The sequence below is a fragment of the Demequina iriomotensis genome (assembly GCF_000971395.1).
GTDB classification, from domain to species: domain Bacteria; phylum Actinomycetota; class Actinomycetes; order Actinomycetales; family Demequinaceae; genus Demequina; species Demequina iriomotensis.
In genome coordinates this window covers 120,481-146,607 of the sequence record NZ_BBME01000010.1, presented here as the reverse complement: position 1 = coordinate 146,607, position 26,127 = coordinate 120,481, and the positions used below count along the sequence as shown (strand labels likewise).

Sequence of the window (26,127 nt, the reverse complement as noted above, 5' to 3'; positions counted from 1 at the left end):
GACGCCGTCCGGCACCGCCTCAGTCCTGGCGGTGGCCCTCCGCGGGCACGTAGGTGACGAAGCGATAGGCGAGCCCCGAGGACGACACGGCGGGCTCAGTCGCGGCGACCACGGACCAGTCGTCGGCCGCCAGCGGGGGAGCGAACGTGTCGCCCGCCACCACCGTGTCGATCTCGGTGAGCTCGAGCGCGTCCGCATGAGCGAGGGCCTCCGCGAAGAGCCCCGCGCCTCCGATGACCCAGCGGTCGGTCTCCGGCGACAGCGCCGCGGCCGCCTTCAGGGCATCGTGAAGGGACGATGCGCGGGTGGCGCCCTCGGGCGCCCCGCCGGAGGTCACCACGACGTTGACCCGTCCCGGCAGCGGACGGAAGCGCGGCGGCAGCGACTCCCACGTGCGGCGTCCCATGATGACCGCGTGCCCGCGGGTGAGCGCCTGGAAGTGCGCGAGGTCCTCGGGCAGGTGCCACGGCATCGTCCCGTCGAGACCGATGACGGGGCGGCCGGACACGTCCCGGGCCTGCGCCCAGATGGCCTTGATCACTAGACGGCCACCGGCGCCTTGATGCCCGGGTGGTGCTGGTAGTTCTCGACCGTCACGTCGTCGATGTCGTAGTCGAACAGCGAGTCCTTCTTCGCGAGCCGCAGCGTCGGATACGGGAACGGCTCGCGTGCGAGCTGGCGCTCGACCTGCTCGAGGTGATTGGAGTAGATGTGGCAGTCGCCGCCGGTCCACACGAAGTCGCCGACCTCGAGGCCTGTCTCCGCGGCGATCATGTGCGTGAGCAGCGCGTAGGACGCGATGTTGAACGGCACGCCTAGGAAGAGGTCCGCGCTGCGTTGGTACAGCTGGCAGCTGAGCTTGCCGTCCGCGACGTAGAACTGCGCGAGTGCGTGACATGGTGCGAGCGCCATACGGTCGATCTGGCCTGGGTTCCAGGCCGAGATGATGATGCGACGCGAGTCGGGGTTGTGCTTGATATCGGCGACGGCTTGGCGCACCTGGTCGATGGTGCGGAACCGGAGAGGAGCCTCTGCGCCGTCGCGCGCAAGTGACAAGCGAGTTCCGTCCGAGGTCGGCCGTTCGAGTCGTAGCAGCTCAGACACGCGACCGGGCGAACGACCGATGCGCGCGGCGGCATCGCGGATGCTCCCGACGCGCTCGATTCGTCCGTCCTCCCACGTGATCTCAATCGGCGTAGAGGAACGCGAGTTGGTCGACTGGTCGCGCGTGGTGCTCCAGACGACGGTGTCCTTGGAGTAGCAGTTCGACGAGAAGTAGTCCTTGTCGAGGGAGTAGTCCGCCGGGAACTCCTTCTTGAGAAGCCAGCCCGGCACGCGCTTGACGTCGGCAACGAACGAGGAGAACACGAGCCACTCGGGATGAACGAAGACTCCGCGGCCCCCGTAGTTCGCGTACGCGCTGTGTGTGGTGTCGTAGCAGCGCTTCAGGATGCCCACCCAGGTCTGGTAGAGGAGCGCACGGTCTTCGTCCGAGACCGGATCTCCGAGCGCCCCGACTCCCACGGCAGTGGGTGCAAGGCGGTCCTTGAGCGCTCCGTTCCTGAACGCCTGGGGCGTCACGTTCTCCACGATGGAGCCCGTGCCGGGGAAGCCGCACACGAGGCGCAGCGAGCCGGTCGGTGTGCCTTCGACACGCGGGACCCGGTACTCGCGCAATGCGAGGGCTTCGCCGGTCGCTGTGGCGACGACGGTGCCGACGAGGCCGCTTTCATTTGACGCGGCATCGATCGGCGGAAGCGGGCGCGCGTTCGGCGTGCGCGCGATCGCAGGGTCGACCACGCGGGGAGGAACGCGGTCCCAGCTCTCCCACGACCGCCACTGGTAGCCGTAGACCGGGCCCAGCTCGCCGTCCTCGTCGGCCCACTCGTCCCAGATGGTGATGCCGCGGTCCTGCAGCCAGCGCACGTTGGTGTCGCCGCGCAGGAACCACAGGAGCTCGCCCACCACGGAGCGCAGGTGGACGCGCTTGGTGGTGATGAGCGGGAAGCCCTGCGAGAGGTCGTAGCGGATCTGGCGGCCGAACACCGAGACGGTGCCGGTGCCCGTCCGGTCACCCTTGGGGGTGCCGGTGGCCATCACGTCGCGCAGCAGGTCCTCGTACGGGGTGGGGATCGCGGTCACGGTGACCAGCGTACGCGTGGGGTCGGACGATGCGGCGGCGCCCTGCCGATGGTGCCCCGCCCCGGTCGCGAACCGGGCGCCGCCTGCGCGGTGCGGGGCGGGGCGTCAGCCCCAGTACACGAACTTGGAGACCACCCGGTAGGCGCCCTTCTTCCACTCGAAGTCGACCGACGCGACGCCGTCGACGGAGTCCGGCACCGGCCAGTCGATCGTGAGCATGCGGTCCTCGGTGTCGCGCAGCTCGAACTGCGTGGTGCCCTTGGTGTCGGCGATCGCGCGCACCTCGGCGAGGGTGAGGCCCTTCTTGACCTGGCGGAACTCGCCGTGCGTCATCTTGTTGCGGGTCTGCTCGGGGCCGTCCATCCACATCGCGAGCTTGCCGTCGACCACCCACACGCCGTCCTTCTTGACGAAGTCGAGCATGACGATGCCGTCCGCGCTCGTCGTCGCGGTCCACGAGCGGACCTGGTGGCGCGCGCCGTCGTACGAGTCGAGGTCGAGCTGGGTGCCCCTCGAGTCGAAGCGCTCCTTGACCACGGCGATCGTCTCGCCCAGCTTGGTGGCCGCGAACTCCTTGCGGTCGACCTGGGGCGAGTCGTCCGCGCTCGCGGCGGTCGCTCCGGTGAGCGCGATGGCGACGCCGGCGAACGCGGCGGTGATGACCCTCAGCTTCATGTCGGTTCTCTCTGAGTCGGCCGGGCCACGCGGACCCGGGCGGGTGTTGGGATCGGCGACCGGCGGGGGGTCGGGAGGCCGTGGGCACGGGGGACGTCGGCGTCCCGCGTGACGCATAATGTAGCGCCTCCGTGCGCGCGCGACCATGCGCCGCGCGAACCGATGCGCGACACTGGCCGGGGAGGGAGCATCCATGGATCCCATCGACCTCGCCGCCGTGGTGGAGGACCAGCTCGAGCTGGCCCGCGCCGAGACCAGCGGACGCCACTCCGTCACGCTCATGGGGGACCGCGGCACGGACCTGCGTCAGACCGTCATCGCCCTCGCGGGCGGTCGCCGCCTCCACGACCATGAGAGCCCGGGCGAGGCGACGCTGCAGGTCCTGCGCGGCGACGTGATCCTCACCGTCGACGGGACGCAGCAGCCGCTCGCGGAGGGCGCCTATCTCGCGATCCCGCCCGCGCGACACGGCCTCGAGGCCACCACCGACGCGGCCGTCCTGCTCACCGTCGCGACGCGGGCCCGGGACTAGGCGGAAGGCGCCGGGGCAGGGGCGTCGCGCGGTAGGTTGGCCCCATGGCATCCACCTCCCGCCCGTTTGGCACTGTGCTGACCGCGATGGTCACCCCGATGCACGAGGGAGGGGCGCTCGACCTCAAGGGCGCCCAGGATCTCGCCACCTACCTGGTCGCGCACGGCTCCGACGGCCTGGTGCTGTCGGGCACCACGGGCGAGGCGCCCACGACGCACGCGCCCGAGAAGGTGGACCTCATCGTCGCCGTGCGTGAGGCCGTGGGCCCGGACGTGACGATCCTCACGGGCGCGGGCTCCAACGACACCGCGCACGCGGTGCGGATGGCCGAGCAGGGCGAGGAGGCCGGGGCCGACGGGATCCTCGCGCTCACGCCCTACTACTCGAAGCCCACGCAGGCGGGCGTGGTCGCGCACTTCCGCGCGATCCTCGGCGCGACCGGGCTTCCCGCGATGCTCTACGACATCCCGGGTCGCACCGCGCTCGCGGTCTCGGACGAGTCCTACGACGAGCTCGCCTCGCACCCGCGCGTGGTCGCCGTCAAGGACGCCACGGGCGGCGTCGACCAGGCCAAGGAGCGCATCGCGCGCACGGGCCTCGCCTGGTACTCGGGCGACGACCCGCTCACCCTCGACTTCCTCCGGGCCGGCGCCGTGGGCGTCGTGTCCGTCTCGTCCCACGTGGTGGGGCGGGAGATCGCGGCGATGATCGCCGCGCACGAGGCGGGCGACACGGCGGAGGCCGAGCGCCTCCACGAGTCCCTCCTCCCGGTGCACGAGGCCGTGTTCAGCGGCCCCGGCGCCATCAACGCGAAGTCCGCGGCGCACTGGCTCGGAGTCATCCCGAGCCGCGCGATGCGGCTTCCTCTGCTTCCCCACCCGCCCGCGGAGCACGACGCGCTCATCACGCGCCTCGAGGCCGCCGGCATCCACCCCTGACGGAGACCGCATGACCTTCAACCCCGACCTGCTCCCGCCCCCCGCGCTCGAACCCGGAACCCTCCGGCTCGTCCCGCTCGGCGGCCTGGGCGAGGTGGGCCGCAACATGCACGTGCTCGAGCTCGACGGGCGACTGCTCGTCATCGACTGCGGCGTGCTCTTCCCCGAGGACCACCAGCCCGGCGTCGACCTGATCCTGCCGGACTTCGGCTACATCGAGGACCGGCTCGACGACATCGAGGCGATCGTGCTGACGCACGGCCACGAGGACCACATCGGCGCCGTGCCGTACCTCCTGCGCATGCGCAGGGACATCCCGATCCTCGGCTCGCAGCTCACGCTGGCCTTCGTCGAGGCGAAGCTCCGCGAGCACCGCATCAACCCCGTCACCCTCGCGGTGAAGGAGGGCCAGCGCGAGCAGCTGGGGATCTTCGACCTCGAGTTCCTCGCGGTCAACCACTCGATCCCCGACGCGCTCGCGGTGTTCGTGCGGACGTCGGCGGGCACCGTGCTCAACACGGGCGACTTCAAGATGGACCAGCTGCCGCTCGACGGCCGCATCACGGACCTGCGCGGCTTCGCGCGCCTGGGCGAGGAGGGGGTCGACCTGTTCCAGGTCGACTCGACCAACGCCGAGGTCCCCGGATTCACCACCGCCGAGGTCGAGATCGGCCCCGTGCTGGACCGCCTGTTCATGCAGGCGACCGGGCGCATCGTCGTCGCGTCGTTCGCGAGCCATGTCCACCGCGTCCAGCAGGTGATCGACGCGGCGGAGTCCCACGGACGTCGCGTCGCGTTCGTGGGGCGCTCGATGGTGCGCAACATGGGCATCGCCGCGGACATGGGATACCTGCGCGTACCGGACGGCATCCTCATCGACCCCAAGAAGGCCGACGACCTCCCGGGCGAGCAGGTGGTCTACATGTCCACCGGCTCGCAGGGCGAGCCGATGGCCGCGCTCAGCCGCATGGCCAGCGGCGACCACAAGGTGACGGTGGGGGAGGGCGACCTGGTGATCCTCGCCTCGTCCCTCATCCCCGGCAACGAGAACGCGGTGTTCCGCGTGATCAACGGCCTCATGCGCCTGGGCGCGACCGTGGTCCACCAGGGCAGCGCGCGCGTCCACGTCTCCGGCCACGCGAGCGCCGGCGAGCTGCTGTACTGCTACAACATCCTGCGCCCGCGCAACGTCATGCCGATCCACGGCGAGGTGCGCCACCTGCTCGCCAACGGGCACCTGGCCATCAAGACCGGGATCGCCGCCGAGAACGTCATGTTCGCGGAGAACGGCACCGTGGTGGACCTCAAGGACGGCGTGGCCCGCGTGGTCGGCGCGGTCGAGGTACACAACGTGTACGTCGACGGCTCGTCGATCGGCGAGATCACCGACGCCGAGCTCAAGGACCGCCGCATCCTCTCGGAGGAGGGCTTCGTCTCGGTGTTCGCCGTGGTCGACTCCTCCAACGGGCGCGTGGTGAGCGGCCCCGAGGTGCACGCGCGCGGTCTCGCGGAGGACGACTCGGTGTTCGACGTGATCCTCCCGGACATCAAGAAGGCCATCGAGGACGCCGCGAAGGGCGGCTCGACCGACACGCACCAGCTGCAGCAGGTCGCGCGTCGGGTGCTCGGGCGCTTCGTGGGCACCAAGCTGCGCCGCCGCCCGATGATCATCCCGGTGGTCGTCGAGGCGTAGCGCAGGGCGGCGTACCTCTCACCGCGATCGCTTGCCATGGCAATCCTCAGGATTGCCATGGCAAGCAGTTCCGGCGCGAGGCGGTCCCTCCCGCGGGGCGCGGCGGCCGCATCGTGCCTTTCCCGGAGGGACGATGCGGGGGCGGCGCGGGGTGGCAACCTCGCGCCGTCGGTGCGGGGCACTACCGTGCTGTGCCATGGCACAGACGCGACAATCACGACCCGCGCCGAGGACGCAGCAGGCGAAGCGCTCCTCGTCGTCGAGCTCGCGCTCGACCGCGCAGGCCAAGCGCCGGCCCCCTGCGATCCTGCGCGGCATCGGCGCGCTCGGCCGGGGCACCGCGAACGCGGTCGGGTCCGGCGTGCGCAGCATCGGCCACGGCGCGCGCGACGTCCCGCCGGCGGTGCGTCGCGACGGCATCGCGATCACGCTCGTCATCCTCGCGATCCTCATCGCGGCGCGCGAGTGGTTCGAGCTCGCCAGCTGGGCGGGCACCGGCATCCACTGGGTGGTCGCCGGGATGTTCGGCCTGCTCGCGTACGGCGTGCCGGTGGTGCTGCTGGTGCTCGCCGTGCGCCTCATGCGCGCACCCCAGGAGGAGGGGACCAACCACCGCATCACGTTCGGTGCCCTGCTGCTCGCGATCATGGTCGACGGGATCCTGCACCTCGCCCACGGCCAGCCGAAGCCCACCGAGGGCGCCGAGGGTCTCCAGGAGGCGGGCGGCGTGCTCGGCTTCCTCATCGGCACCCCGCTCGCGTCGCTCGTGACCGTCCCGCTCGCCTATGTGGTGCTCGTCCTGCTCGCGCTGCTGTCCGTGCTCATCATCCTGGGGGTGTCGGTGCGCGAGGCCGCCGCGTGGGTGGGGGAGGTCACCTCCAAGGTCCGCGAGGAGCGCGAGGGCGACGGCGACGACGCGCTCGACCTCCCGGAGCACCGCACCCTCGAGCGGCCCGGCGACACCGCCGTGATCAAGCCCGCCAAGGGGCGCGCGAAGCGCCTCCTCGACCGCGCGCTCCATGGCGAGCCGCCCGCGGACGATGCCCTGGACGAGTACGAGGCCGACGAGGCGTTCGCTCACGCGGCCTCGGTCGAGCGCTCGGAGTTCGACCGGCTCATCGACCCGGACCTGGCGGATGTCCCGGTCACCGACGTCATCTCGCCGTACTCCGTCGACGTCGCCGCCGAGGAGCTGCCCCCGTGGGATCCGGCGCCCGCCGCGCCCCAGGACGTCCCGACGCAGCTCATCGAGGTGCCCGGCGAGCCCTCCGCCCCGGAGACCACCAGCTTCGTGCCCGCGGGCGAGCAGGGGATGCTCGAGAACTCGACCCCCTACGTGCTGCCGTCGCTCGAGCTCCTCGCCAAGGGTGCGCCCCACAAGGAGCGCTCCGCCGCCAACGACCGGGTGGTCGCGGCGCTGCGCGACGTGCTCCAGCAGTTCGGCGTCGATGCCGAGGTCACGGGCTTCACGCGCGGGCCGACGGTCACCCGCTACGAGGTGGAGCTCGGTGCGGGCGTCAAGGTCGAGAAGATCACGCAGCTGAGCAAGAACATCGCGTATGCCGTCGCCAGCGCCGACGTCCGCATCCTGTCGCCCATCCCCGGCAAGTCCGCGATCGGCATCGAGATCCCCAACGTCGACCGCGAGACCGTCGCCCTCGGCGACGTGCTGCGCTCGCCCGTGGCCCAGCGCAACGAGCACCCGATGGCCATCGGCATCGGCAAGGACGTCGAGGGCGGCTACGTCATGGCGAACCTCGCGAAGATGCCGCACCTGCTCGTCGCGGGCGCCACCGGCGCCGGAAAGTCGGGCTTCGTCAACTCGCTCATCACGTCGATCCTCATGCGCGCGACGCCGAACGAGGTCCGCATGGTGCTGGTCGACCCCAAGCGTGTCGAGCTCACCATCTACGAGGGCATCCCGCACCTCATCACGCCCATCATCACCGACGCGAAGAAGGCCGCGCAGGCCCTCGAGTGGGTGGTGAAGGAGATGGACATGCGCTACGACGACCTGGCGCTGTTCGGCTACAAGCACATCGACGACTTCAACAAGGCGGTCCGCGCGGGCAAGGTCAAGCCGCTTCCGGGCTCCGAGCGCAAGATCAAGACCTACCCGTACCTGCTGGTCATCGTCGACGAGCTCGCCGACCTCATGATGGTCGCGCCGCGCGACGTCGAGGAGTCCATCCAGCGCATCACGCAGCTCGCGCGCGCCGCCGGCATCCACCTGGTCCTCGCGACGCAGCGTCCCTCCGTTGACATCATCACGGGCACCATCAAGGCGAACGTGCCGTCGCGGCTCGCGTTCGCGACCTCGTCGCTCGCCGACTCGCGCGTGGTGCTCGACACCCCGGGCGCGGAGAAGCTCATCGGCCAGGGCGACGCGCTCTTCCTGCCGATGGGCGAGTCGAAGCCGATGCGCGTGCAGGGTTCGTGGGTCACCGAGTCGGAGATCCACGGCGCTGTCGAGCACTCGAAGCGTCAGGCCGACCCGGAGTACCGTGACGACGTCACGCAGGCCTCGGCCGGAGCGGCCGCGGTCGCCGAGGACATCGGCGACGACCTCGACGATCTGCTGCAGGCGGCCGAGCTGGTCATCACCACGCAGCTCGGGTCCACGTCGATGCTCCAGCGCAAGCTCAAGATGGGCTTCGCCAAGGCGGGGCGGCTCATGGATCTGCTCGAGACCAGGGAGATCGTCGGGCCGTCCCAGGGATCGAAGGCTCGTGACGTATTGGTCACACCTGACGAGCTGGCGTCCACTCTTGCTGTCCTCAGGGGGGAGGGAGGCGCTACGGTGGGCACGGCCACCGTCGACCCGGAGGCTGAGGACGGCGGGGAATGGGCGGAGTCTTAGAGCTCTTCGCGCAGCCGGCATTCGTGGCCGGCGTCGGCGCGCTCCTCGTGCTGCTCGCGCTCTGCGCGTTCTACTTCTTCTGGCGGTCGGGGCGCGAGCGCGCCGCGCGCGACACCGCGCTCGCGCGCGAGCGCAAGCTGCGCCACCAGTTCGACGCCGTGATGACGTCCTCGCGCGACGGCGTCCTGCTCGTCACCGAGGACAGCGAGGTCGCGCTGATCTCCGACATCGCGTGCTCGATCCTCGGGTTGAGCGCCGCGGAGACCACGGGCAGCCCGCTGACGCGCCTCCCGGTGCGCGCGGTCGACCCGAGCATGCGCCCGCTGCTGCCCGCGGACGCGTTCGCGCCCACGGACGACGGCCGCCCGCGGGTCGTCGGCGTGCCGGGCCGGCGCGGAGCCGAGGACATCCGGTGGTTGCACGTGCGGTCGCGCAAGGTCGAGGACCCGGGCGACGCGCTGCCCGTCCGCATCATCACCGTCATGGACACGAGCGGGCTGCGCGAGGCCGCCGAGGCGCTCAGCCGATCCGATGCGCAGTTCCGTCGCGCGATGGAGAACGCGCCCACCGGGATGGCGCTCGTCGACCTCGAGTGGCGCCTCATGGAGGTGAACCGGGCGTTCGCGGAGATGATGGGCTCGACCGTCGCGGCGCTGCGCGGGACGCCCTTCAGCGCGCTGTCGCATCCGCAGGACCTGCACGCCGAGCGCGACCAGCTCCAGCGGCTGTACGACGGCCACCAGAACCACTTCTCCGTGGAGAAGCGCTACGTCAAGGGTGACGGCAACGTCGTGTGGGCGGTTCTTGAGGTCGGGCTCGTGCGGTACGCCGGGGGAGCGCCCGACCACTACGTGGTCCACGTGCGCGACACCACCGAGGTGCGCATGCGCTCCGAGCTCATGCAGCATCGCGCGATGCACGACCCGCTCACGGGCCTGGCCAACCGCAACCTCTTCCACGACGTGCTCGAGGACCTCCTCGCGAAGCCCGACGCCGACACGCGCGTGGGGGTGATCGCGGTGGACCTCGACGGCTTCAAGGGCCTCAACGACCGCTTCGGTCACGCCGCGGGGGACAGCGCGCTCGTGCACGTCGCGGGCGTCCTGCGCGCCGCGACCGGCGGGCGCGGGACGGTGGCGAGGCTCGGCGGCGACGAGTTCGTCATCGCCGTCGAGGATCCGGACTGCTCGAAGGCGCTCGTCGAGATCGCCGCCGCGATCCACGAGGGCCTGCGCAAGCCGCTCGCCGTCAAGCGTCACCAGATCCAGCTCGCCGCCTCGCTCGGGATCGCGCTCGCCGACGAGGAGACCGTCTCGGGCGGCAGCGCGACGCTGCTCACCGCCGCGGATGCGGCCATGTACCGCGCCAAGGCCGCGGGCCGCAGCCGCACCGAGGTGTTCGAGCCGTCGATGCGCGTCGCGGACGATCACCACACCGCGCTCGCAGCCGAGCTGGCGCGCGCGATCGAGCACGGCGACCTGGTGCTGCACTATCAGCCGATCCTCGAGCTCGCGAGCCGCACCGTCGTCGGCTACGAGGCGCTCGTGCGGTGGCAGCACCCGACGCGCGGGCTGCTCCTGCCCGCATCGTTCCTGCCTCTCATCAGCGACCGCGGCCTCGCGGCGACGGCGGGCACGGCGCTCGTCGAGCAGGCCGCGCAATTCCTCTCGCGCACGCCGTCCGACACCACGTGGGTGTCTCTCAACGTCTCCGCGGACCAGCTGGGGGACTCGGAGTTCGCCGACGGCGTGCTCGCCGCGATCGGGCGCCATCACCTCAGCCCGCAACGCGTGGTGATCGAGCTGACCGAGGCGTCGCTGGTGGCGCCCAACACCCGCATCCGGCACGAGCTCACGGAGCTGCGGAACGCGGGCGTGCCCATCCTTCTCGACGACTTCGGCACCGGCGTGTCGCCGCTGTCGTACCTGCGCGACCTTCCCGTCTCGGGGGTCAAGCTCGACATGTCCTTCGTGGCCGGCATCCCCGAGGATCCCGCGGGCGCACGTGTGTCGCGTGCGCTCGGCGCGCTCGCGCGCGAGCTGGGCCTGGCGACCATCGCGGAGGGCATCGAGACCGAGGCGCAGGCGGAGTTCCTCGCGGACTGCGGCTGGCGCTACGGCCAGGGCTGGCTGTTCGGCGTCGCGCAGCCCGCGGCGACGGCGCTCGCGCAGCATCCCTACACCGGCACCAGCCTCATCGACCCGCGCCCGGCCGAGCCCGACCCGGTGTTCGGCGAGCGCTAGGCCCTCACGCGCCCGGTGCCGGTCGCAGGAGCGCGAACGCGTGCTCCGCGAGGCTCGCGGGCGGCTCCGTCACCTCGGTCGGCTGGTCGCCGACGGCGTCCCGCACGAGCGCGTGGCGCGCGGCGACATCGGCCGCGGAGAGGGTGCCGGCGCCGTCGGCGATGTCCGCGAGCGCGCGCACCGAGTGCCCGTCGCGCCGGTCGACCGTGGTGGCCACCCACCCCGCGTCGACCGACACCGCGCCATCCGGCGTGACCGTGAACGTCGCATCGAGCAGCACCCCGTTGGCGGTCTCGGGCGCGCAGCACCACGAGTCCTGGTTCGACAGGAGGTTGCCGAGCCCGAACGCCGTCCACATGCCCTCGCCCGACGGCCCGCCCGGAAGCAGCTCGATCGGCTGCGGCACGTGCGCGTGGTGGCCGATGTAGAGGTCGACCAGGCCCGACTCGGCGATCTGCGTGGCCAGCGAGCGCTGCGCGTCGGTCGGTTCGGTGCGGTACTCGACGCAGCAGTGGACCGAGGCGATCACCACGTCGGCGCCGTCGTCCCGCGCGCGCTGGGCCGCGTCGATGATCGGCGAGGCGTCCGCATCGTCCGCATCGAAGAGGTCGACCTCCCAGGGCTGCGACACCGGCATGCCGTTGGTGCCGTACGCGAAGCTGAGGTGCGCGACCTTGACCGTGCGGTCCCCGTCCTGCACCGCGTAATACGCGACCTGCTCGGACTCGTCCTCGGTGCGCGCCGTGCCCGCGTGCTGCAGCAGGTTCGCGTCGAACGCGGCGAGCGTCGACTCGACGCCGGCGACGCCCTTGTCGACGCTGTGGTTGGACGCCGTCGAGCACCCGTCCCACCCGACCTCCTTGAGGTCGCGGACCAGGGCCGACGGTGCCGAGAAGACCGGGTAGCCCGAGGGTGGGGTGTCGCCGGGGGACACGGGCACCTCGAGATGGCAGATCGCGAGGTCGGCGCCCTCGAGGTAGGGGCGGAGGCCCGCGAACAGCGGGGTGAAGTCGTACCCGTCCTCGGTCGCCGCGGAGTCGTTCACCGGCATGTGGGTGAGGACGTCGCCGCCCGCGACGAGCGTGAACCGGACGTCGCGCTCCGCCTCCTCGGTGGGCGTCGCCGAGGGCGACGGCGCGGACGATGCGGTGGGGGCGGGGGACGAGGGCGTCGGCTCCCCGTTCGGCGCGTCCTCGACGACGGGCGCGGCCCCGGCACGCGCATCGGCCGCGTTCCCGGCGGAGAAGCCCACCGCCGCGCCCGCGGCCACGGCGATCGCGGCGGCGAGCGCGAGGGCGACCGTCGCGGGGCGGGCGTGAGCGTGGCGGACGGGCTGGGGCATGGCTCGATTATCCCGCCGGTGGAGCCACGGCCCGCGCGGCGCCGCCGCGCGCCTCGGGGTCCGTGTCCGCATTAGTGTGTGTCCGTGACCTCCGCAGTTCCCAACGTGCTCACCGTCGCGCGCCTCGTCATGGTGCCCGTCGTGCTCGCCCTCCTCCTCGTGGACGGCGGCGACGAGGGTACGGCGCGGACCTGGGCGCTCGTCCTGTTCATGATCGCCGCGGCCACGGACTTCTTCGACGGCTACCTTGCGCGTCGCTGGGGCGTGGTGAGCCCGTTCGGCAAGCTCGCCGATCCGATCGCGGACAAGGCGCTCGTCCTCGGCGTGCTGGTGGTGCTCGTGCTCGAGGACGGGATCCCGTGGTGGCCCGTCGCGATCATCGCGGCTCGCGAGCTCTGGGTGACCGTGGGCAGGCTGCTGGTCGCCGCGGGCACGGTGATCCCCGCCTCGCCTGGGGGCAAGGCCAAGACGATGGCCCAGCTCCTCGCGATCTGGCTGTACCTCCTGCCCGGCATGCCGGCGTGGGTGGACGAGGCGGCGTGGTGGGTGCTGCTCATCGCGACGGCGCTCGCGCTGGTGACGGGCGTCGACTACACGGTCAAGATCGTCAAGGCGGCGCGTCGCCAGCACGCGGACGGGCATGCCGCGGCCTGACGAGGTGGTCGACGCGCTGCGGGAGCGGCAGGCGACGCTCGCCACCGCGGAGTCGCTCACGGGAGGCGCGGTGTGCGCGGCCCTCGTGTCGGTGCCCGGGGCGTCGGACGTGATCCGCGGCGGCATCGTCGCGTACTCCGCGACCATGAAGGCGGCGCTGCTCGGCGTGGACCCCGCGCTCATCGCCGCGTCCGGCGTGGTGTCGGAGCCCGTGGCGCTCGCCATGGCGCGCGGCGCGCGGGAGGCCACGGGCGCGACGCACGCCGTCGCGACCACCGGGGTCGCGGGACCGGAGCCTCACGGAGGGCGTCCCGCAGGGACCGTCTGCCTCGCCGTCGAGGGCCCCGCCGGCTCGCGCGCCCTCACCCTGGAGCTGCCGGGAGATCGCACCGCGGTGCGTGCGGCGGCGACGGAGGCGGCGCTCGCGCTCGTGACCGCGGTCCTCGACGAGTTCGTGACCCGGTCGTAACACCCGCGCGACGGGGGCGGAACACCCGTGGGGTATGGTGCGTTGTGTCACCATGGACCAAGGCCGCATGACGACGATGAGGGGAGGGCGCATGCCCGTGCTTCGCAACGAGATCGGCGACGTTCTTCGCGACGCTCGCCTCACCCAGGGTAAGACGCTGCGCGACATCTCGTCGGGCGCTCGCGTCTCGCTCGGGTACCTCTCCGAGGTCGAGCGGGGGCAGAAGGAGGCCTCCTCGGAGCTCCTCGCCTCGATCTGCGACGCGCTGGACATGCCCATGTCGATCATCCTTCGCGAGGTCTCCGACCGCTTCGCCGCGGCCGAGTCCCTCGAGACCGTGCCGGTGATGCCGTCGATCCCCGACACGGTGCCCGAGCTGCTCAGCTCGATGCGGTCGCGCTAGGCACGTGCGCCTCAGCGAGTTCTGGGATCTCGCCGATGCGGTGTTCGGGGAGTCCTACTCCCGTACGCTCGCGCGCGAGCTCTCGCTGACCGACCTCGACTCGCTCACGCCCGCGGAGGCGCTCGAGGCGGGTCGCGCTCCTCGCGACGTCTGGCATGCGTGGTGCGCGCAGATGGACGTGCCGGTCGACCGCCGCGACGGCGGCGACGACCGCCGCATGGTCCCGCCGCCGCGCCGCTGACCGCCCTGCGGCGCGCTGACACGCCCGGGCGGCGTGTCGTTTCCCTTCGAACAGATGTTCGATATACCGTGGTCCCCAGGACGCCGCGTCGCTCGCACCCTCCACCGTGAGGACCGATCGGACGGCGGTGTCAGTGGGTCGACGTAGCGTCGTCCACGACACGGCAGACCTGCCCCGGATGGATGTGAGGAACCGACATGGCACAGGCACAGGACCGCGCGAAGGCGCTCGAGGCGGCGCTCGGACAGATCGACCGCCAGTTCGGCAAGGGCTCCGCGATGCGGATGGGCGAGAAGACGGTCGTCCCCGTCGAGGCCATCCCCACCAGCTCGCTCGCGCTCGACATCGCGCTGGGCATCGGCGGCCTCCCGCGCGGCCGCATCGTCGAGATCTACGGTCCCGAGTCGTCCGGTAAGACCACCGTCGCCCTGCACGCGGTCGCGAACATGCAGAAGCAGGGGGGCACGGCGGCGTTCATCGATGCGGAGCACGCGCTCGACCCCGAGTACGCGCGCAAGCTGGGCGTCGACGTCGACAACCTCATCGTCTCGCAGCCCGACACGGGCGAGCAGGCGCTCGAGATCGCGGACATCCTGGTCCGCTCGGGCGGCATCGACATCCTCGTGATCGACTCGGTCGCGGCCCTGGTGCCCAAGGCGGAGATCGAGGGGGAGATGGGCGACAGCCACGTCGGTCTCCAGGCGCGCCTCATGTCGCAGGCGCTGCGCAAGATTACCGGTGCGCTCAACACCACCGGCACCACCGCGATCTTCATCAACCAGCTGCGCGAGAAGATCGGCGTGTTCTTCGGCAGCCCCGAGACGACCACGGGTGGAAAGGCGCTGAAGTTCTACGCGTCGGTCCGCCTCGACGTCCGCCGCATCGAGACCCTCAAGGAGGGCACCGAGCCCGTCGGCAACCGCACCCGCGTCAAGGTGGTGAAGAACAAGATGGCCCCGCCCTTCAAGCAGGCCGAGTTCGACATCCTCTACGGCCAGGGCATCTCGCGCGAGGGCGGCATCATCGACCTCGGCGTCGAGCACGGCTTCGTGAAGAAGTCCGGCGCCTGGTACACGTACGAGTCGGACCAGCTGGGCCAGGGCAAGGAGAACGCCCGCAACTTCCTCAAGGACAACCCGCAGCTGGCGGACGAGATCGAGCGCAAGGTCAAGGCCAAGCTCGGCGTCGGCATCCAGCCCGGCGAGGAGAACCAGGACCCGGATGACGCTCCCGCCGCGCCGGCCGGCAAGAAGGGCAAGGCCGACTTCTAGCCGATGAGCGAATCCGTCGAGGCGCCCCGGGGCCGCCGCACGCGCCGTGCGGCGGCCGCCCCGGGCGAGCCGCGGGAGCCGATCACCGATCCCGAGAAGGCGCGCGAGATCGCGCTCGGGGTCCTCACCCGCGCGCAGCGGTCATCGGCGCAGCTGCGCGAGAAGCTCGTCGAGCGCCGGGTCGACGCCGGGCTGGCCGATGAGATCGTGGCGCGGTACGCCGAGGTGGGCCTGATCGACGACGCGGGCCTCGCGCAGACCATCGTGCGGACCCGGCACGCCGAGCGCGGGCAGTCCCGCAGGGCGATCCGCATGGAGCTCGCGCGCAAGGGCTTCGAGGATGAGGACATCGCCGGCGCGCTCGACCAGATCGACGACGAGGACGAGCGCGCGCGGGCGGCCGAGCTCGCCCGACGTCGCTGGGAGCAGCTCGCCTCCCACCCCGAGGATGTCCGCACGCGGCGCGTGGTGGCGATGCTGGGGCGCAAGGGCTACCCGAGCTCGTTGGCATTCGCACTCGTGAAAGACTTGCGACGTGCCGATGACGGTGATGGCGGGTGCTGACGGGCCTGCATCGAGGAGGAACACGGGATGCCGCAGTCGTTGATCGTGCTGGTGCTGCTCGGCTCCAGCCTGATCGCGCTGCTCCTCGTCCTCTTCGCGCGCCGTGAGGCGGCGGCGGAACGTGCGGCCGCGCGGAACGAGGCCTCGATGCTGCGCGAGGAGGCGCAGCAGCGGCTCGCCGAGGTGAAGCGCCGCGAGGAGCATTCGCTGCAGCGTGAGAAGGACGCCGCGAGCGACCAGCGCAACGCGCAGCAGTACGCACGCTCGCTCGAGGAGCGCGCCGCCGTAGTGGTGCGGGACGAGAAGCGCCTGGCGCGCGAGCGCGCGCTCATCGAGGACGAACGTGCCGCCGCCCTCGCCGCCGTCGCGCGCACCACGGTCGAGGAGGCGCGCGCGGAGCTCGCGTCGCACCTGGCCGGGCGTGCCGCCGCGGACGCGGAGGTCGAGCTCCGGCGGCTCGAGAAGCGCACGCAGGCGACGGCCGAGCATCGTGCGCGGGAGATCCTCGTCGAGGCGATGCAGCGGCAGGCCGCGGCGTCCTCGGCCGAGCACGCGACCACCTGGATCGATCTCCCCAGCGAGGAGATGAAGGGCCGCATCATCGGCCGCGAGGGACGCAACATCCGGGCGTTCGAGGCCCTCACCGGGGTGACGGTGATCGTCGAGGAGGGCGTCAACGCGGTCCAGCTGTCGTGCTTCGACCCCGCGCGCCGGGAGATCGCCGAGGTGACCCTCGCGGCGCTGGTCGAGGACGGCCGCATCCAGCCGCAGCGGGTGGAGGCGGCGTATGCGCGCGCGGTCGCCGGATCCTTCCAGCGGCACCGGGGCGCGGGCCTCGACGCCCTGTCGGCGGCGGGGGTGTCGGGCGTCACCACCGAGATCGTCGACGTGCTCGGGCGGCTGCGCCTGCGGACCTCGTACGGCCAGAACGTGCTCGCGCACCTGGTGGAGACCTCGCAGATCGCCGCCGACATCGCCGCGGCCCTCGGCGCCGACGTCGAGGTGGCCCGTCGCGGCGCGCTGCTGCACGACCTGGGCAAGGCGTTCAGCCACGAGCAGGCCGGCACCCACGCCGCGCTAGGCGCCCGCTTCGCCGCGGACCACGGCGAGGACCCCGCGGTCGTGAACGCGATCGCGGCCCACCACGAGGAGGTGCCCGCCACGAGCCTCGAGGCGGTCATCGTGCAGGTCGCGGACGCCATCTCCGCGTCGCGCCCCGGGGCGCGCCGGGAGGACCTCGACGCCTACGTGACCCGCATGGAGAACCTCGAGCGGCTGGTGCTCGCGCACCACGGTGTCACCCGCGTGCTCGCGATGGCCGCGGGGCGCGAGGTTCGCGTGGTCGTGGAGCCGGACGAGATCGACGACGCGGGGACCCAGGCGCTGGCGCGTACAATTGCTGAGCACATCAGCAAGGACTTCACCTTCCCCGGAGAGATCAAGGTGACGGTGATCCGCGAGCTACGCGCGGACGCCATCGCCGGATAGAGCATGACCGACACCACCTTCGCACCCACGTACCTCGTCAGGACCCTCGGGTGCCAGATGAACGTGCACGACTCGGAGCACATGGCCGGCCTCCTCGAGGGCGCCGGCTACACGGCCGCGCCCGAGGGAGCCGACGTCGCCGACGTCGTCGTGATCAACACCTGCGCGGTCCGCGAGAACGCCGCCACCCGCCTGTACGGCAACCTGGGGCAGCTCGCGTCCGTCAAGGCCGAGCGGCCCGGCATGCAGATCGCCGTCGGCGGCTGCCTTGCGCAGAAGGACCGCGGCGAGATCGTCACGCGCGCCCCCTGGGTCGACGTCGTCTTCGGCACGCACAACATCGACGTCCTCCCGGTGCTGCTCGAGCGCGCCCGCCACAACGCAGCCGCGCAGGTCGAGATCGAGGAGTCGCTCAAGGTCTTCCCGTCCACGCTGCCGTCGCGCCGCGACGCGATCGCGTCCGGCTGGGTGTCCATCTCGGTCGGCTGCAACAACACCTGCACCTTCTGCATCGTGCCGTCGCTGCGCGGCAAGGAGCGGGACCGGCGCCCGGGGGAGATCCTGGCCGAGATCGAGGCGCTCGTCTCGCAGGGCGCGGTAGAGGTCACGCTCCTCGGGCAGAACGTCAACTCGTACGGCGTCGAGTTCGGCGACCGCGGTGCCTTCGCCAAGCTCTTGCGCGCGTGCGGTGAGATCGAGGGCCTCGAGCGGGTCCGCTTCACGTCGCCTCACCCGGCTGCCTTCACCGACGACGTCATCGAGGCCATGGCCGAGACCCCCAACGTCATGCCGAGCCTGCACATGCCGCTGCAGTCCGGCTCGGACCGCGTGCTGCGCGCGATGCGGCGCTCGTACCGTTCCGACAGGTACCTCGGGATCATCGAGCGCGTGCGCGCGGCCATGCCGGACGCGGCCATCACCACGGACATCATCGTCGGGTTCCCCGGCGAGACCGAGGAGGACTTTCTCGAGACGATGCGCGTGGTCGAGGCCTCCAGGTTCACCTCGGCGTTCACGTTCCAGTACTCGCCGCGCCCGGGCACCCCGGCGTACGAGCTGGAGCCCCTGCCCAAGGCGGTGGTGCAGGAGCGGTTCGAGCGCCTCATCGCCCTCCAGGAGCGCGTGACGCTCGAGGACTCCCAGCGCTTCGTGGGGCGCACGCTCGAGCTCATGGTGCTCGACGGCGGTGGGCGCAAGGACGGCGACTCGGCGCGCATGAGCGGCCGCGAGCCCGGCAACCGACTCGTGCACTTCGCGCTACCCGAGGGCGCCGAGGCGCCCCGTCCCGGTGACATGGTGACCGTGCGCGTGACGCACGGCGCCCCGCACCACCTCATCGCCGACTCGGCCCTCGACGGCGGGCCGTACGCCGTGCGCCGGACCCGCGCGGGCGACGCGTGGGACGCCGCCAGGAGCGACGATCACGATCACGGCGGAGGCTCGTGCGGGACCGGTGCCTCCGCGCCCGCGGGCCCGGTCGGCCTCGGCATCCCGACGCTGCGTCGCGCGTGAGCGCCGCGGAGGACGATGCGTCGGTGATCGTCGCGGTCGTCGGCGCCACCGCGACGGGCAAGTCGGCGCTGAGCCTTGCGCTCGCCGAGCGCCTCGACGGCGAGATCGTGAACGCGGACTCGATGCAGTTCTACCGCGGCATGGACATCGGCACGGCGAAGCTGCGCGTCGAGGACCGGCGTGGCATCCCGCACCACCAGATGGACATGCTCGACGTCCACGAGGACGCGTCGGTCGCCCGCTTCCAGGCCGAGGCTCGTGCGGACATCGCCGCGATCCACGCGCGCGGTCGGCGCGCGATCGTCGTCGGCGGATCCGGGCTCTACCTGCGGGCCCTGCTCGACGTCTTCGAGTTCCCGGGAACCGATCCCGCGCTGCGGGCGGCGCTCGAGGCGCGTGCCGAGTCGGAGGGGCCCGGGGTGCTCCATCGCGAGCTGTCCTCGGTCGACCCCGATGCCGCGGCCAAGATCCCGGCGCAGAACGTCAAGCGGCTCGTGCGCGCGCTCGAGATCATCGCGCTCACGGGCTCGACGCAGAGCTCCCTGCCGCGCCACGCGTATGCCGCACCTGCGCTCACCATCGCGCTCGACCTGCCGTACGACGTGCTCGACCCGCGCATCGACGCTCGCGTGGACGCGATGTGGGCCGAGGGCCTGGCCGACGAGGTGCGCGCGCTCGAGGCCGCAGGCCTGCGCGAGGGCGTGACCGCACGCCGCGCGGTGGGGTACGCCGAGACCCTGCGTCACCTCGACGGCGACCTCGACGAGGACGAGACGCGCGCCCTCATCGCCCAGCACACGCGGCGCCTCGCCAGGAAGCAGGCGCAATGGTTCCGGCCCGACCCGCGCGTGCGCTGGATCGACGCGCCGCGCGACCACGGTGACGTGGCACGGGCCGCCGCCGACGCATCGTCCCTGGTCGACGAGGCGGACGCGGAGCGTCGGACCCGCTGACTAGGCTGGGGCGCATGACGCTCGCCTTCACCAAGGGACACGGCACGGAGAACGACTTCGTGCTGCTCTTCGACCCGCACGGCGAGCTGGAGCTCACCCCTGCGCTCGTCCGGTTCCTGTGCGATCGGAGGGCCGGGATCGGCGGCGACGGCGTCATCCGGGCGGTACGCGCGGGAGCCCTCGAGGCGGGCGTGGCCTTCGAACCGGCGACCTGGTTCATGGACTACTGGAACGCCGACGGCACCACGTCTGAGATGTGCGGCAACGGCGCGCGGGTCTTCGGCGCGTTCCTGGAGGCCGAGGCCGGGGCGGACCTTGCGGGCGGGCTCGAGTTCGGCACGCGCGGCGGCCCGCGGACGGTGACGGCGCTCGGCGACGGCCGTTACGCCGTCGGCATGGGGATCTACCAGGTCGGCGACGCGACCGACGGCTTCGACTCGGAGGTGGCCGCGCGCGGCCTCGACCCGGTGCGTCCCGCGCTGAGCGTCGACATGGGCAACCCGCATCACGTGGTCGCGCTGGCCGATGCGGCGGAGCTCGAGGCGCTCGACCTCACCGTCGCGCCCGAGGTGCGACCCGTGCCCCCGCACGGCACCAACGTCGAGTTCGCGGTCGCGCTCCGGTACGAGCGCGACCGTGGCCGGGTCCGCATGCGGGTGCACGAGCGCGGGTCCGGTGAGACCCGGTCGTGCGGCACCGGGGCGTGCGCGGTGGCCCTGGCGATGCGGGAGTGGGCGGGTGCCGGTGCGCCCGACGTGTGGGACATCGAGGTGCCTGGCGGCCTCGTGACGGTGCGGATCGCGGGGGACACCACGGTCCTCGAGGGCCCCGCCGTGCTGGTTGCCGCAGGGTCCGTGCGGGTCTAGGGCCCTGCGGTCGCCGGTTCGCCATCGCCCTCGGGCCGTCCTTGTGCGGTTTCAGGGTCGACGGGCCAGCGCCTCTGCGGCCAACGAGCCAGCCGGTACTCGACAACACCCGGCGCTCGCCTGAGTGTGCGCATCACCGTGACCCGGGCCTTGCGCCGCTCGCGACTCGGCCTTCCTTCCCTCACCCGATCCACCCAGTCGCGGATCGCCTCCCGTGCGCCATCGGGCAACCACACCAGATCCGTGTCTTCGCTCCCACGAGGCTCGGTGCTGGTGCCGACTTTCAGCCACCCTTTCCCGTCCTTCCAGAGCGTTGCGTAGCCGGTGCTCCAGTCCGGTGCGCCTTGCCGCGGGTCGGGTGGGACCACCCAGACAAGGCTCGGCGTGGGGTGGGTGGGCAGGTCGCGCCATCTCCTGGCCGCGCACAACTTGCGCGTGGACTTGTGAAAGGTGCCCTCGGTCGACGCGCCCCGGCACGCCATGAGAGGCGCGGCTACCGCCGCGCCGGCGGCCCACCACGGTCGCCCCGCACAGAAGGCCATGATTGCCGCGCCGGCGAACGCGACCGCGAGCGCGTTGTGCATCGTGAACTCCGCGCGAATCTTCGCGACGAGCGCGCCGCTTGGCGGATCGTTGGCCCTGAGCCAGTCGTAGCCCTTGCCGGCACCTTGGTCCTCGAGGACCCACGAGTAGCGGGGTCGCAGGGCTGCGCGCACGCCCGGCGCCGCGTGCCGGTCGCGGCTCGGTCGTGGCGGATGCCACCACCCGTGCTCGTTGCCGCGCTGCACTGCCTTGGCAAGCGGTGCGATGACGTAGCCCGCCACGAAGGGCACGAAGATCAGGGCCGCCGCGGCTGCCGGGAAGGCATTGTCGGCGTCGAGCTTGCCGCCGAGCACCTTGGTCAGCAACGACGACCACGCCGCGTCGCCGGGAAGCAGGATCCACGCACCGACCAGCACGAGGCCCGGTACGTACCGCGCGTAGAAGTCGAAGAAGACCTGTGGGATCAACTGCATGAGCGAGCCCATGGGCACCCCCGGCGCCGCGTGCCACGGAGACGCGGACAGCGGCGCCTCCCTTGCTCACCATGGTCGCACCGAGGCGCCTTGCTCGCCGCCGGTGCCGCCTGGCGGCGAGAGGGTCCGCTAGGCGGAGACGCGCAGCACGCGGAAGCCCTTGGAGCTCCCCATCTTTTCCACGGCGCCCCAGCCCTGGGCCCCGATCCACCGGGCGAGCGAGTCGGCTCCGAGGTTCTTCTGGACCACCAGGAAGGCCTCGCCGCCCGGGGCGAGGCGGGGGAGCCACGTCGCGAGCAGCGCGTGGAGCGCGTCCTTGCCGATGCGGATCGGCGGGTTCGACCAGATCGTGTCGAACGTCGCGTCCGCCGGGACCTCGCCCGGCGACGCGGCCGTCACGGTCACGCCGAGCCGCGCGGCGTTGCGGCGCACCAGGTCGAGCGCACGCTCGTTGACGTCGACCGCGGTCACCGTCTCCGCGCCGCGCAGCGCGGCCTCGAGCGCAATCGGCCCCCAGCCGCAGCCGATGTCGAGGACGTGCCCCCGCGGATCGGGCACGGCGCGCAGGAGCACCTGGGTGCCCAGGTCCACGTGCCCGGGGGAGAAGATGCCGGGGGCCGTCTCCACGGCGACGTCACGGCCCGCGAGCGTGACGGGGATGATCCGCCGCTCGTCGGCGGAGGCGGGGCGCGCGGTGAAGTAATGGTCCTCGGTCACGTGGTCGAGGGTATCGCCCGCGCATCGTCCACCGCCGTGTCCGGGCGTCGGACGGGGGTGAGACAATGGTCCACGTATGAGCGACACAGCAGCAGACGACCGCGAGGAGATCTCGCAGGCCACCCCGGACATCAGCCGCGCGGACGCGGTGATCGACCGCGTGCTCTCGCGCGCCGGCACCGCGGTCGCCGCGGGCGGGACGGTGGCCACCGACTACGACGGCGATCAGTACGACCGCGAGGAGCGCGCGGCGCTGCGCCGCGTCCAGAACCTCTCGACCGAGCTCGAGGACATCACCGAGGTCGAGTACCGGCAGCTGCGTCTCGAGCGGGTCGTGCTCGTGGGCCAGTGGTCGCACGGCAGCGCGGAGGATGCGGAGATCTCGCTGCGCGAGCTCGCGGCGCTGGCGGAGACGGCGGGCTCCGAGGTGCTCGACGGCGTGCTGCAGCGGCGGCCGCATCCCGACCCGGCCACGTACATCGGCAAGGGCAAGGCGCACGAGGTTCGCGACATCGTCGCGGCGGTCGGCGCGGACACCGTCATCGTCAACGACGACCTCGCGCCGAGCCAGCGCCGTGCGCTCGAGGACGTGGTCAAGGTCAAGGTCATCGACCGCACGGCGCTCATCCTGGACATCTTCGCGCAGCACGCGAAGTCCAAGGAGGGCAAGGCCCAGGTCGAGCTCGCCCAGCTCGAGTACCTGCTGCCGCGCCTGCGCGGCTGGGGCGAGTCCATGTCGCGCCAGGCCGGTGGACAGGTGGGCGGCGCCGGAGCAGGCATGGGATCGCGCGGCCCCGGCGAGACCAAGATCGAGCTCGACCGCCGCCGCATCCACACGCGCATGGCCCAGCTGCGCCGCGACATCAAGGCGATGGAGCCGGCCCGCCAGGTGCGGCGCGAGAAGCGGCTGGGCGTGCCCAACGTCGCGATCGTCGGCTACACCAACGCGGGCAAGTCCTCCTTGCTCAACCGCGTGACGGGCGCGGGCGTGCTCGTCGAGAACGCGCTGTTCGCGACGCTCGACCCGACGGTGCGTCGCTCGCAGACTCCCGACGGCCGCGAGTTCACCGTCTCGGACACCGTGGGCTTCGTGCGGAACCTGCCGCACCAGCTGGTGGCGGCGTTCGCCTCGACGCTCGAGGAGGTCGCGCATGCCGACCTCATGCTCCACGTCGTCGACGCGTCGCACCCGGACCCGGAGAGCCAGATCCGTGCGGTGCGCGAGGTGCTGGCGGACGTCCCCGGCGCGGATCAGGTCAAGGAGGTGCTGGTCCTCAACAAGGCCGACGTCGCCGACCCGGAGACGCTGATGCGCCTGCGTGCGCGCCGCGAGATCACCATCGAGGTCTCGGCGCTCACCGGCGAGGGCATCGACGCGCTCATGGAGCTGATCGGGCGCGAGCTGCCGCGGCCGGAGGTCACCGTCGACGTGGTGGTGCCCTATACCCGTGGCGACCTGGTGAGCGAGGTCCACCGTCACGGCGAGGTGCTCGCGCAGTCGCATGTGGCCGAGGGCACGCACCTGACGGCGCTCGTCGACGCCGGGCTCGCCGCGCGCCTCGAGGAGGCCGGCGTCACGTCGGCGTCCCTGTGACCGAGCACGACGCCGATGCGCTGCTCGGCCGCGCGGTCGGGGCGCTCGGCGGGGAGCCGCGCGAGGGCCAGCTCGCCATGGCACGTGCCGTGGCCGATGCGCTGACGGGCGACGCGCACGCGCTCATCCAGGCGGGCACGGGCACGGGGAAGTCGCTCGGCTACCTGGTCCCCGCGGTCGCGCACGCGGTGAGGACGGGCACGCGCGTGGTGGTCTCCACCGCGACGCTCGCTCTCCAGCGCCAGATCTTCACCAAGGACCTCCCTCTCGTGGCGGAGGCGCTGGAGCCCCTGCTCGGCGAGCGCGCGCGGATCGCCTTGTTCAAGGGGCGCGGCAACTACCTGTGCGTCCACAAGATGGCGGGCGGCTACCCGGACCCCGACGAGGACATGCTTCCCATCGGCCCGACCAGCGAGCTCGGACGCGAGGTGCTCCGCGTCAACGAGTGGGCGGACCAGACCGAGACCGGCGATCGGGACGACCTGGTGCCGGGCGTCAGCGGGCGGGCGTGGGCGCAGGTCTCGGTGTCGGGACGCGAATGCCTCGAGTCGAAGTGCCCGGTGCTGGCCGAGTGCTTCTCGCAGCGCGCGAGGGACGAGGCCGGGCGGGCGCACGTGGTCGTCACCAATCATGCGGTCCTGGGGGTCCAGGCGACCAGCCACGACATGCTGGGGGAGCACGGCGTCCTCATCGTCGACGAGGCCCATGAACTCGTGAGCCGCATCACCTCGTCGGCGACGCATGAGCTCACGGTGGCGATGGTCGACCGGGCGGCGCGCCACACGCGGCGCTGCGGCGTCGTCACCGAGGACCTCGACCGGGCCGCGCGGCACCTCGACGGCGCGCTCGGCGACTGCGACCCGGGTCGGTTGCGGCGCGGGCTGCCCGAGGCGCTCGCCGCGGCCGTCGAGGAGGTGCGCGCGGCGACGCGCCGCTGCCTCACGGAGGTCCAGAAGAACGCGGAGCAGGCGGGCGCGGCGGGCAAGGTCGCGGGTGCGTCGCTGGGCGAGGTGTTCGACGTGTGCGCGGACCTTCAGGGGGAGCACGGATACCAGGTGATCTGGCTCGCGCCGCGCGACGGCGACTACGAGTCGCCGGTGGCCGAACGCATCCTCGCCGCACCGCTCGACGTGGCGGGCCTCATCCGCGAGAAGCTGCTCGACGAGAAGGCGTCGGTGATGACATCCGCGACGCTCGCGCTGGGCGGCGACTTCGGCGCGATCTCGCGGCACCTGGGCGTGGACCACGCGGTGACGCTCGACGCCGGGAGCCCGTTCGACTATCCCCGACAGGGCATCCTCTACGTGGCCAAGCACCTCCCGAAGCCTGGCATGGGAGGCATCTCCGACGAGGCGCTCGACGAGCTCGCCGCGCTCATCGAGGCGGCGGGCGGCCGCACGCTCGGGCTCTTCTCCTCGCACAAGGCCGCGCAGATGGCCGCCGAGGCGATGCGGGAGCGGCTCGACGTGCCCGTGCTCTACCAGCTCGACGATCAGCTGCCGACGCTGGTCCAGCGGTTCAAGGCCGACGAGCCGACGTGCCTGTTCGGCTCGACCTCGCTGTGGCAGGGCATCGACGTGCCCGGGCGCACCGCGAGCCTCGTGGTGATCGATCGGATCCCGTTCCCGCGTCCCGACGAGCCGGTCGCCCAGGCCCGGACCGAGGCGGTCGCGCAGTCGGGGGGCAACGGCTTCATGGCGGTGAGCGCGACGCACGCGGCGCTGCTCATGGCGCAGGGCGCCGGCCGTCTCATCCGTGCGAGCGGGGATCGCGGCGTGGTCGCGGTCCTGGACCCGCGCCTCGCGACGGCGCGGTACGGAGGCTTCCTCGCCCGTTCGATGCCCGACCTGTGGCCGACCACGGAGCGGGACGTCGCGCTCGGCGCGCTGCGCCGGCTCACCGGTTCGTAGGGGTCCCGGCCCGGACGGCACGATGGCGGCGCTGCTCCCGCGCG

General features: G+C 72.1%; 22 protein-coding genes and 2 pseudogenes. 17 read left to right on the top strand and 7 right to left on the bottom strand.

Translation table 11 applies throughout. From position 1 onward, the window contains the following. Positions 1 to 19: 19 nt before the first annotated feature. The 4 genes and pseudogenes from AOM09_RS04160 to AOM09_RS04145 form a co-directional block, all read right to left on the bottom strand. Entirely contained in the window at positions 20 to 541 is a 522-nt protein-coding gene (locus tag AOM09_RS04160) for a dihydrofolate reductase (protein ID WP_062384802.1), read from the bottom strand. Continuing rightward, a pseudogene (gene thyA / locus AOM09_RS15495) lies at positions 541 to 1,008 on the bottom strand (thymidylate synthase); the annotation flags it as partial. The gene AOM09_RS04160 and the pseudogene thyA (AOM09_RS15495), both read right to left, overlap by 1 nt. A gap of 807 nt (positions 1,009 to 1,815) precedes the next feature. Then, positions 1,816 to 2,097, bottom strand: a pseudogene (gene thyA / locus AOM09_RS04150) (thymidylate synthase); the annotation flags it as partial. A gap of 150 nt (positions 2,098 to 2,247) precedes the next feature. Beyond that, positions 2,248 to 2,817: a hypothetical protein gene (locus AOM09_RS04145; RefSeq protein WP_062384797.1), complete on the bottom strand. Its 570-nt coding sequence runs from the start codon at positions 2,815 to 2,817 to the stop codon at positions 2,248 to 2,250. 193 nt (positions 2,818 to 3,010) lie between these two features. Between AOM09_RS04145 and AOM09_RS04140 the strand changes: the two genes are divergently transcribed. The 5 genes from AOM09_RS04140 (at position 3,011) to AOM09_RS04120 (ending at position 11,083) form a co-directional block, all read left to right on the top strand. Beyond that, positions 3,011 to 3,349 carry a cupin domain-containing protein gene (locus AOM09_RS04140; RefSeq protein WP_062384794.1) on the top strand — a complete coding sequence of 113 codons (339 nt, stop codon included), beginning with the start codon at positions 3,011 to 3,013 and terminating at the stop codon, positions 3,347 to 3,349. 44 nt (positions 3,350 to 3,393) lie between these two features. Then, complete coding sequence (dapA, locus tag AOM09_RS04135) at positions 3,394 to 4,287, top strand: 4-hydroxy-tetrahydrodipicolinate synthase (protein ID WP_062384791.1); 894 nt, start codon at positions 3,394 to 3,396, stop codon at positions 4,285 to 4,287. A gap of 10 nt (positions 4,288 to 4,297) precedes the next feature. After that, the gene (locus tag AOM09_RS04130) at positions 4,298 to 5,980 is read left to right on the top strand and encodes a ribonuclease J (protein ID WP_062384788.1); all 1,683 of its coding nucleotides are present in this window, start codon (positions 4,298 to 4,300) and stop codon (positions 5,978 to 5,980) included. A gap of 196 nt (positions 5,981 to 6,176) precedes the next feature. Further along, positions 6,177 to 8,840, top strand: a complete 2,664-nt coding sequence (locus AOM09_RS04125; RefSeq protein WP_156162225.1) for a DNA translocase FtsK — start codon at positions 6,177 to 6,179, stop codon at positions 8,838 to 8,840. Further along, entirely contained in the window at positions 8,825 to 11,083 is a 2,259-nt protein-coding gene (locus tag AOM09_RS04120) for a putative bifunctional diguanylate cyclase/phosphodiesterase (RefSeq protein WP_082098824.1), read from the top strand. Before AOM09_RS04125 ends, AOM09_RS04120 begins: the two co-directional genes overlap by 16 nt. Before the next feature lie 4 nt (positions 11,084 to 11,087). On the opposite strand, the gene AOM09_RS04115 is transcribed toward AOM09_RS04120, so the two are convergent. After that, complete coding sequence (locus AOM09_RS04115) at positions 11,088 to 12,425, bottom strand: CapA family protein (RefSeq protein WP_062384784.1); 1,338 nt, start codon at positions 12,423 to 12,425, stop codon at positions 11,088 to 11,090. Positions 12,426 to 12,509: 84 nt separating this feature from the next. Here AOM09_RS04115 and pgsA point away from each other — a divergent pair, with 84 nt between their 5' ends. From pgsA to dapF, 10 genes are all read left to right on the top strand, one after another. Next, on the top strand, positions 12,510 to 13,079 hold the full coding sequence (pgsA, locus tag AOM09_RS04110; RefSeq protein ID WP_228375054.1) for a CDP-diacylglycerol--glycerol-3-phosphate 3-phosphatidyltransferase: 570 nt from the start codon (positions 12,510 to 12,512) through the stop codon (positions 13,077 to 13,079). After that, positions 13,066 to 13,548 carry a CinA family protein gene (locus AOM09_RS04105; protein WP_062384781.1) on the top strand — a complete coding sequence of 161 codons (483 nt, stop codon included), beginning with the start codon at positions 13,066 to 13,068 and terminating at the stop codon, positions 13,546 to 13,548. The genes pgsA and AOM09_RS04105 overlap by 14 nt, the downstream gene beginning before the upstream one ends. A gap of 91 nt (positions 13,549 to 13,639) precedes the next feature. After that, positions 13,640 to 13,951 (top strand): helix-turn-helix domain-containing protein, encoded by a 312-nt coding sequence (locus AOM09_RS04100; protein WP_062384778.1) that lies wholly within the window; start codon positions 13,640 to 13,642, stop codon positions 13,949 to 13,951. A 4-nt stretch (positions 13,952 to 13,955) separates the two neighbouring features. Next, a complete protein-coding gene (locus tag AOM09_RS04095; protein ID WP_062384773.1) occupies positions 13,956 to 14,192 on the top strand; it encodes a DUF3046 domain-containing protein in 237 nt (78 codons plus the stop codon). 197 nt (positions 14,193 to 14,389) lie between these two features. Continuing rightward, positions 14,390 to 15,463 carry a recombinase RecA gene (gene recA, locus AOM09_RS04090; protein ID WP_062384770.1) on the top strand — a complete coding sequence of 358 codons (1,074 nt, stop codon included), beginning with the start codon at positions 14,390 to 14,392 and terminating at the stop codon, positions 15,461 to 15,463. Between the two features lie 3 nt (positions 15,464 to 15,466). Continuing rightward, positions 15,467 to 16,027 carry a regulatory protein RecX gene (locus AOM09_RS04085; RefSeq protein WP_062384767.1) on the top strand — a complete coding sequence of 187 codons (561 nt, stop codon included), beginning with the start codon at positions 15,467 to 15,469 and terminating at the stop codon, positions 16,025 to 16,027. Between the two features lie 27 nt (positions 16,028 to 16,054). After that, positions 16,055 to 17,515 (top strand): ribonuclease Y, encoded by a 1,461-nt coding sequence (rny, locus tag AOM09_RS15140; protein ID WP_062384764.1) that lies wholly within the window; start codon positions 16,055 to 16,057, stop codon positions 17,513 to 17,515. A 3-nt stretch (positions 17,516 to 17,518) separates the two neighbouring features. Continuing rightward, positions 17,519 to 19,027, top strand: coding sequence for a tRNA (N6-isopentenyl adenosine(37)-C2)-methylthiotransferase MiaB (miaB, locus tag AOM09_RS15135; protein ID WP_062384760.1), 1,509 nt, complete (start codon positions 17,519 to 17,521; stop codon positions 19,025 to 19,027). After that, the gene (gene miaA / locus AOM09_RS04070) at positions 19,024 to 19,980 is read left to right on the top strand and encodes a tRNA (adenosine(37)-N6)-dimethylallyltransferase MiaA (RefSeq protein WP_062385249.1); all 957 of its coding nucleotides are present in this window, start codon (positions 19,024 to 19,026) and stop codon (positions 19,978 to 19,980) included. The genes miaB and miaA overlap by 4 nt, the downstream gene beginning before the upstream one ends. A gap of 14 nt (positions 19,981 to 19,994) precedes the next feature. Next, positions 19,995 to 20,846, top strand: coding sequence for a diaminopimelate epimerase (gene dapF, locus AOM09_RS04065; RefSeq protein ID WP_062384757.1), 852 nt, complete (start codon positions 19,995 to 19,997; stop codon positions 20,844 to 20,846). On the opposite strand, the gene AOM09_RS04060 is transcribed toward dapF, so the two are convergent. Both AOM09_RS04060 and AOM09_RS04055 read right to left on the bottom strand, forming a co-directional pair. Then, positions 20,843 to 21,874, bottom strand: a complete 1,032-nt coding sequence (locus AOM09_RS04060; protein WP_062384754.1) for a hypothetical protein — start codon at positions 21,872 to 21,874, stop codon at positions 20,843 to 20,845. The two genes, dapF and AOM09_RS04060, sit on opposite strands and share 4 nt — an antisense overlap. 117 nt (positions 21,875 to 21,991) lie before the next feature. Beyond that, complete coding sequence (locus AOM09_RS04055) at positions 21,992 to 22,579, bottom strand: class I SAM-dependent methyltransferase (RefSeq protein WP_062384752.1); 588 nt, start codon at positions 22,577 to 22,579, stop codon at positions 21,992 to 21,994. 76 nt (positions 22,580 to 22,655) lie between these two features. On the opposite strand from AOM09_RS04055, the gene hflX reads away from it, so the two are divergent. Together hflX and AOM09_RS04045 are read left to right on the top strand one after the other, a co-directional pair. Further along, positions 22,656 to 24,173: a GTPase HflX gene (gene hflX / locus AOM09_RS04050; protein WP_062384749.1), complete on the top strand. Its 1,518-nt coding sequence runs from the start codon at positions 22,656 to 22,658 to the stop codon at positions 24,171 to 24,173. After that, entirely contained in the window at positions 24,170 to 26,083 is a 1,914-nt protein-coding gene (locus AOM09_RS04045) for an ATP-dependent DNA helicase (protein WP_062384747.1), read from the top strand. Before hflX ends, AOM09_RS04045 begins: the two co-directional genes overlap by 4 nt. Positions 26,084 to 26,127: the final 44 nt, after the last annotated feature.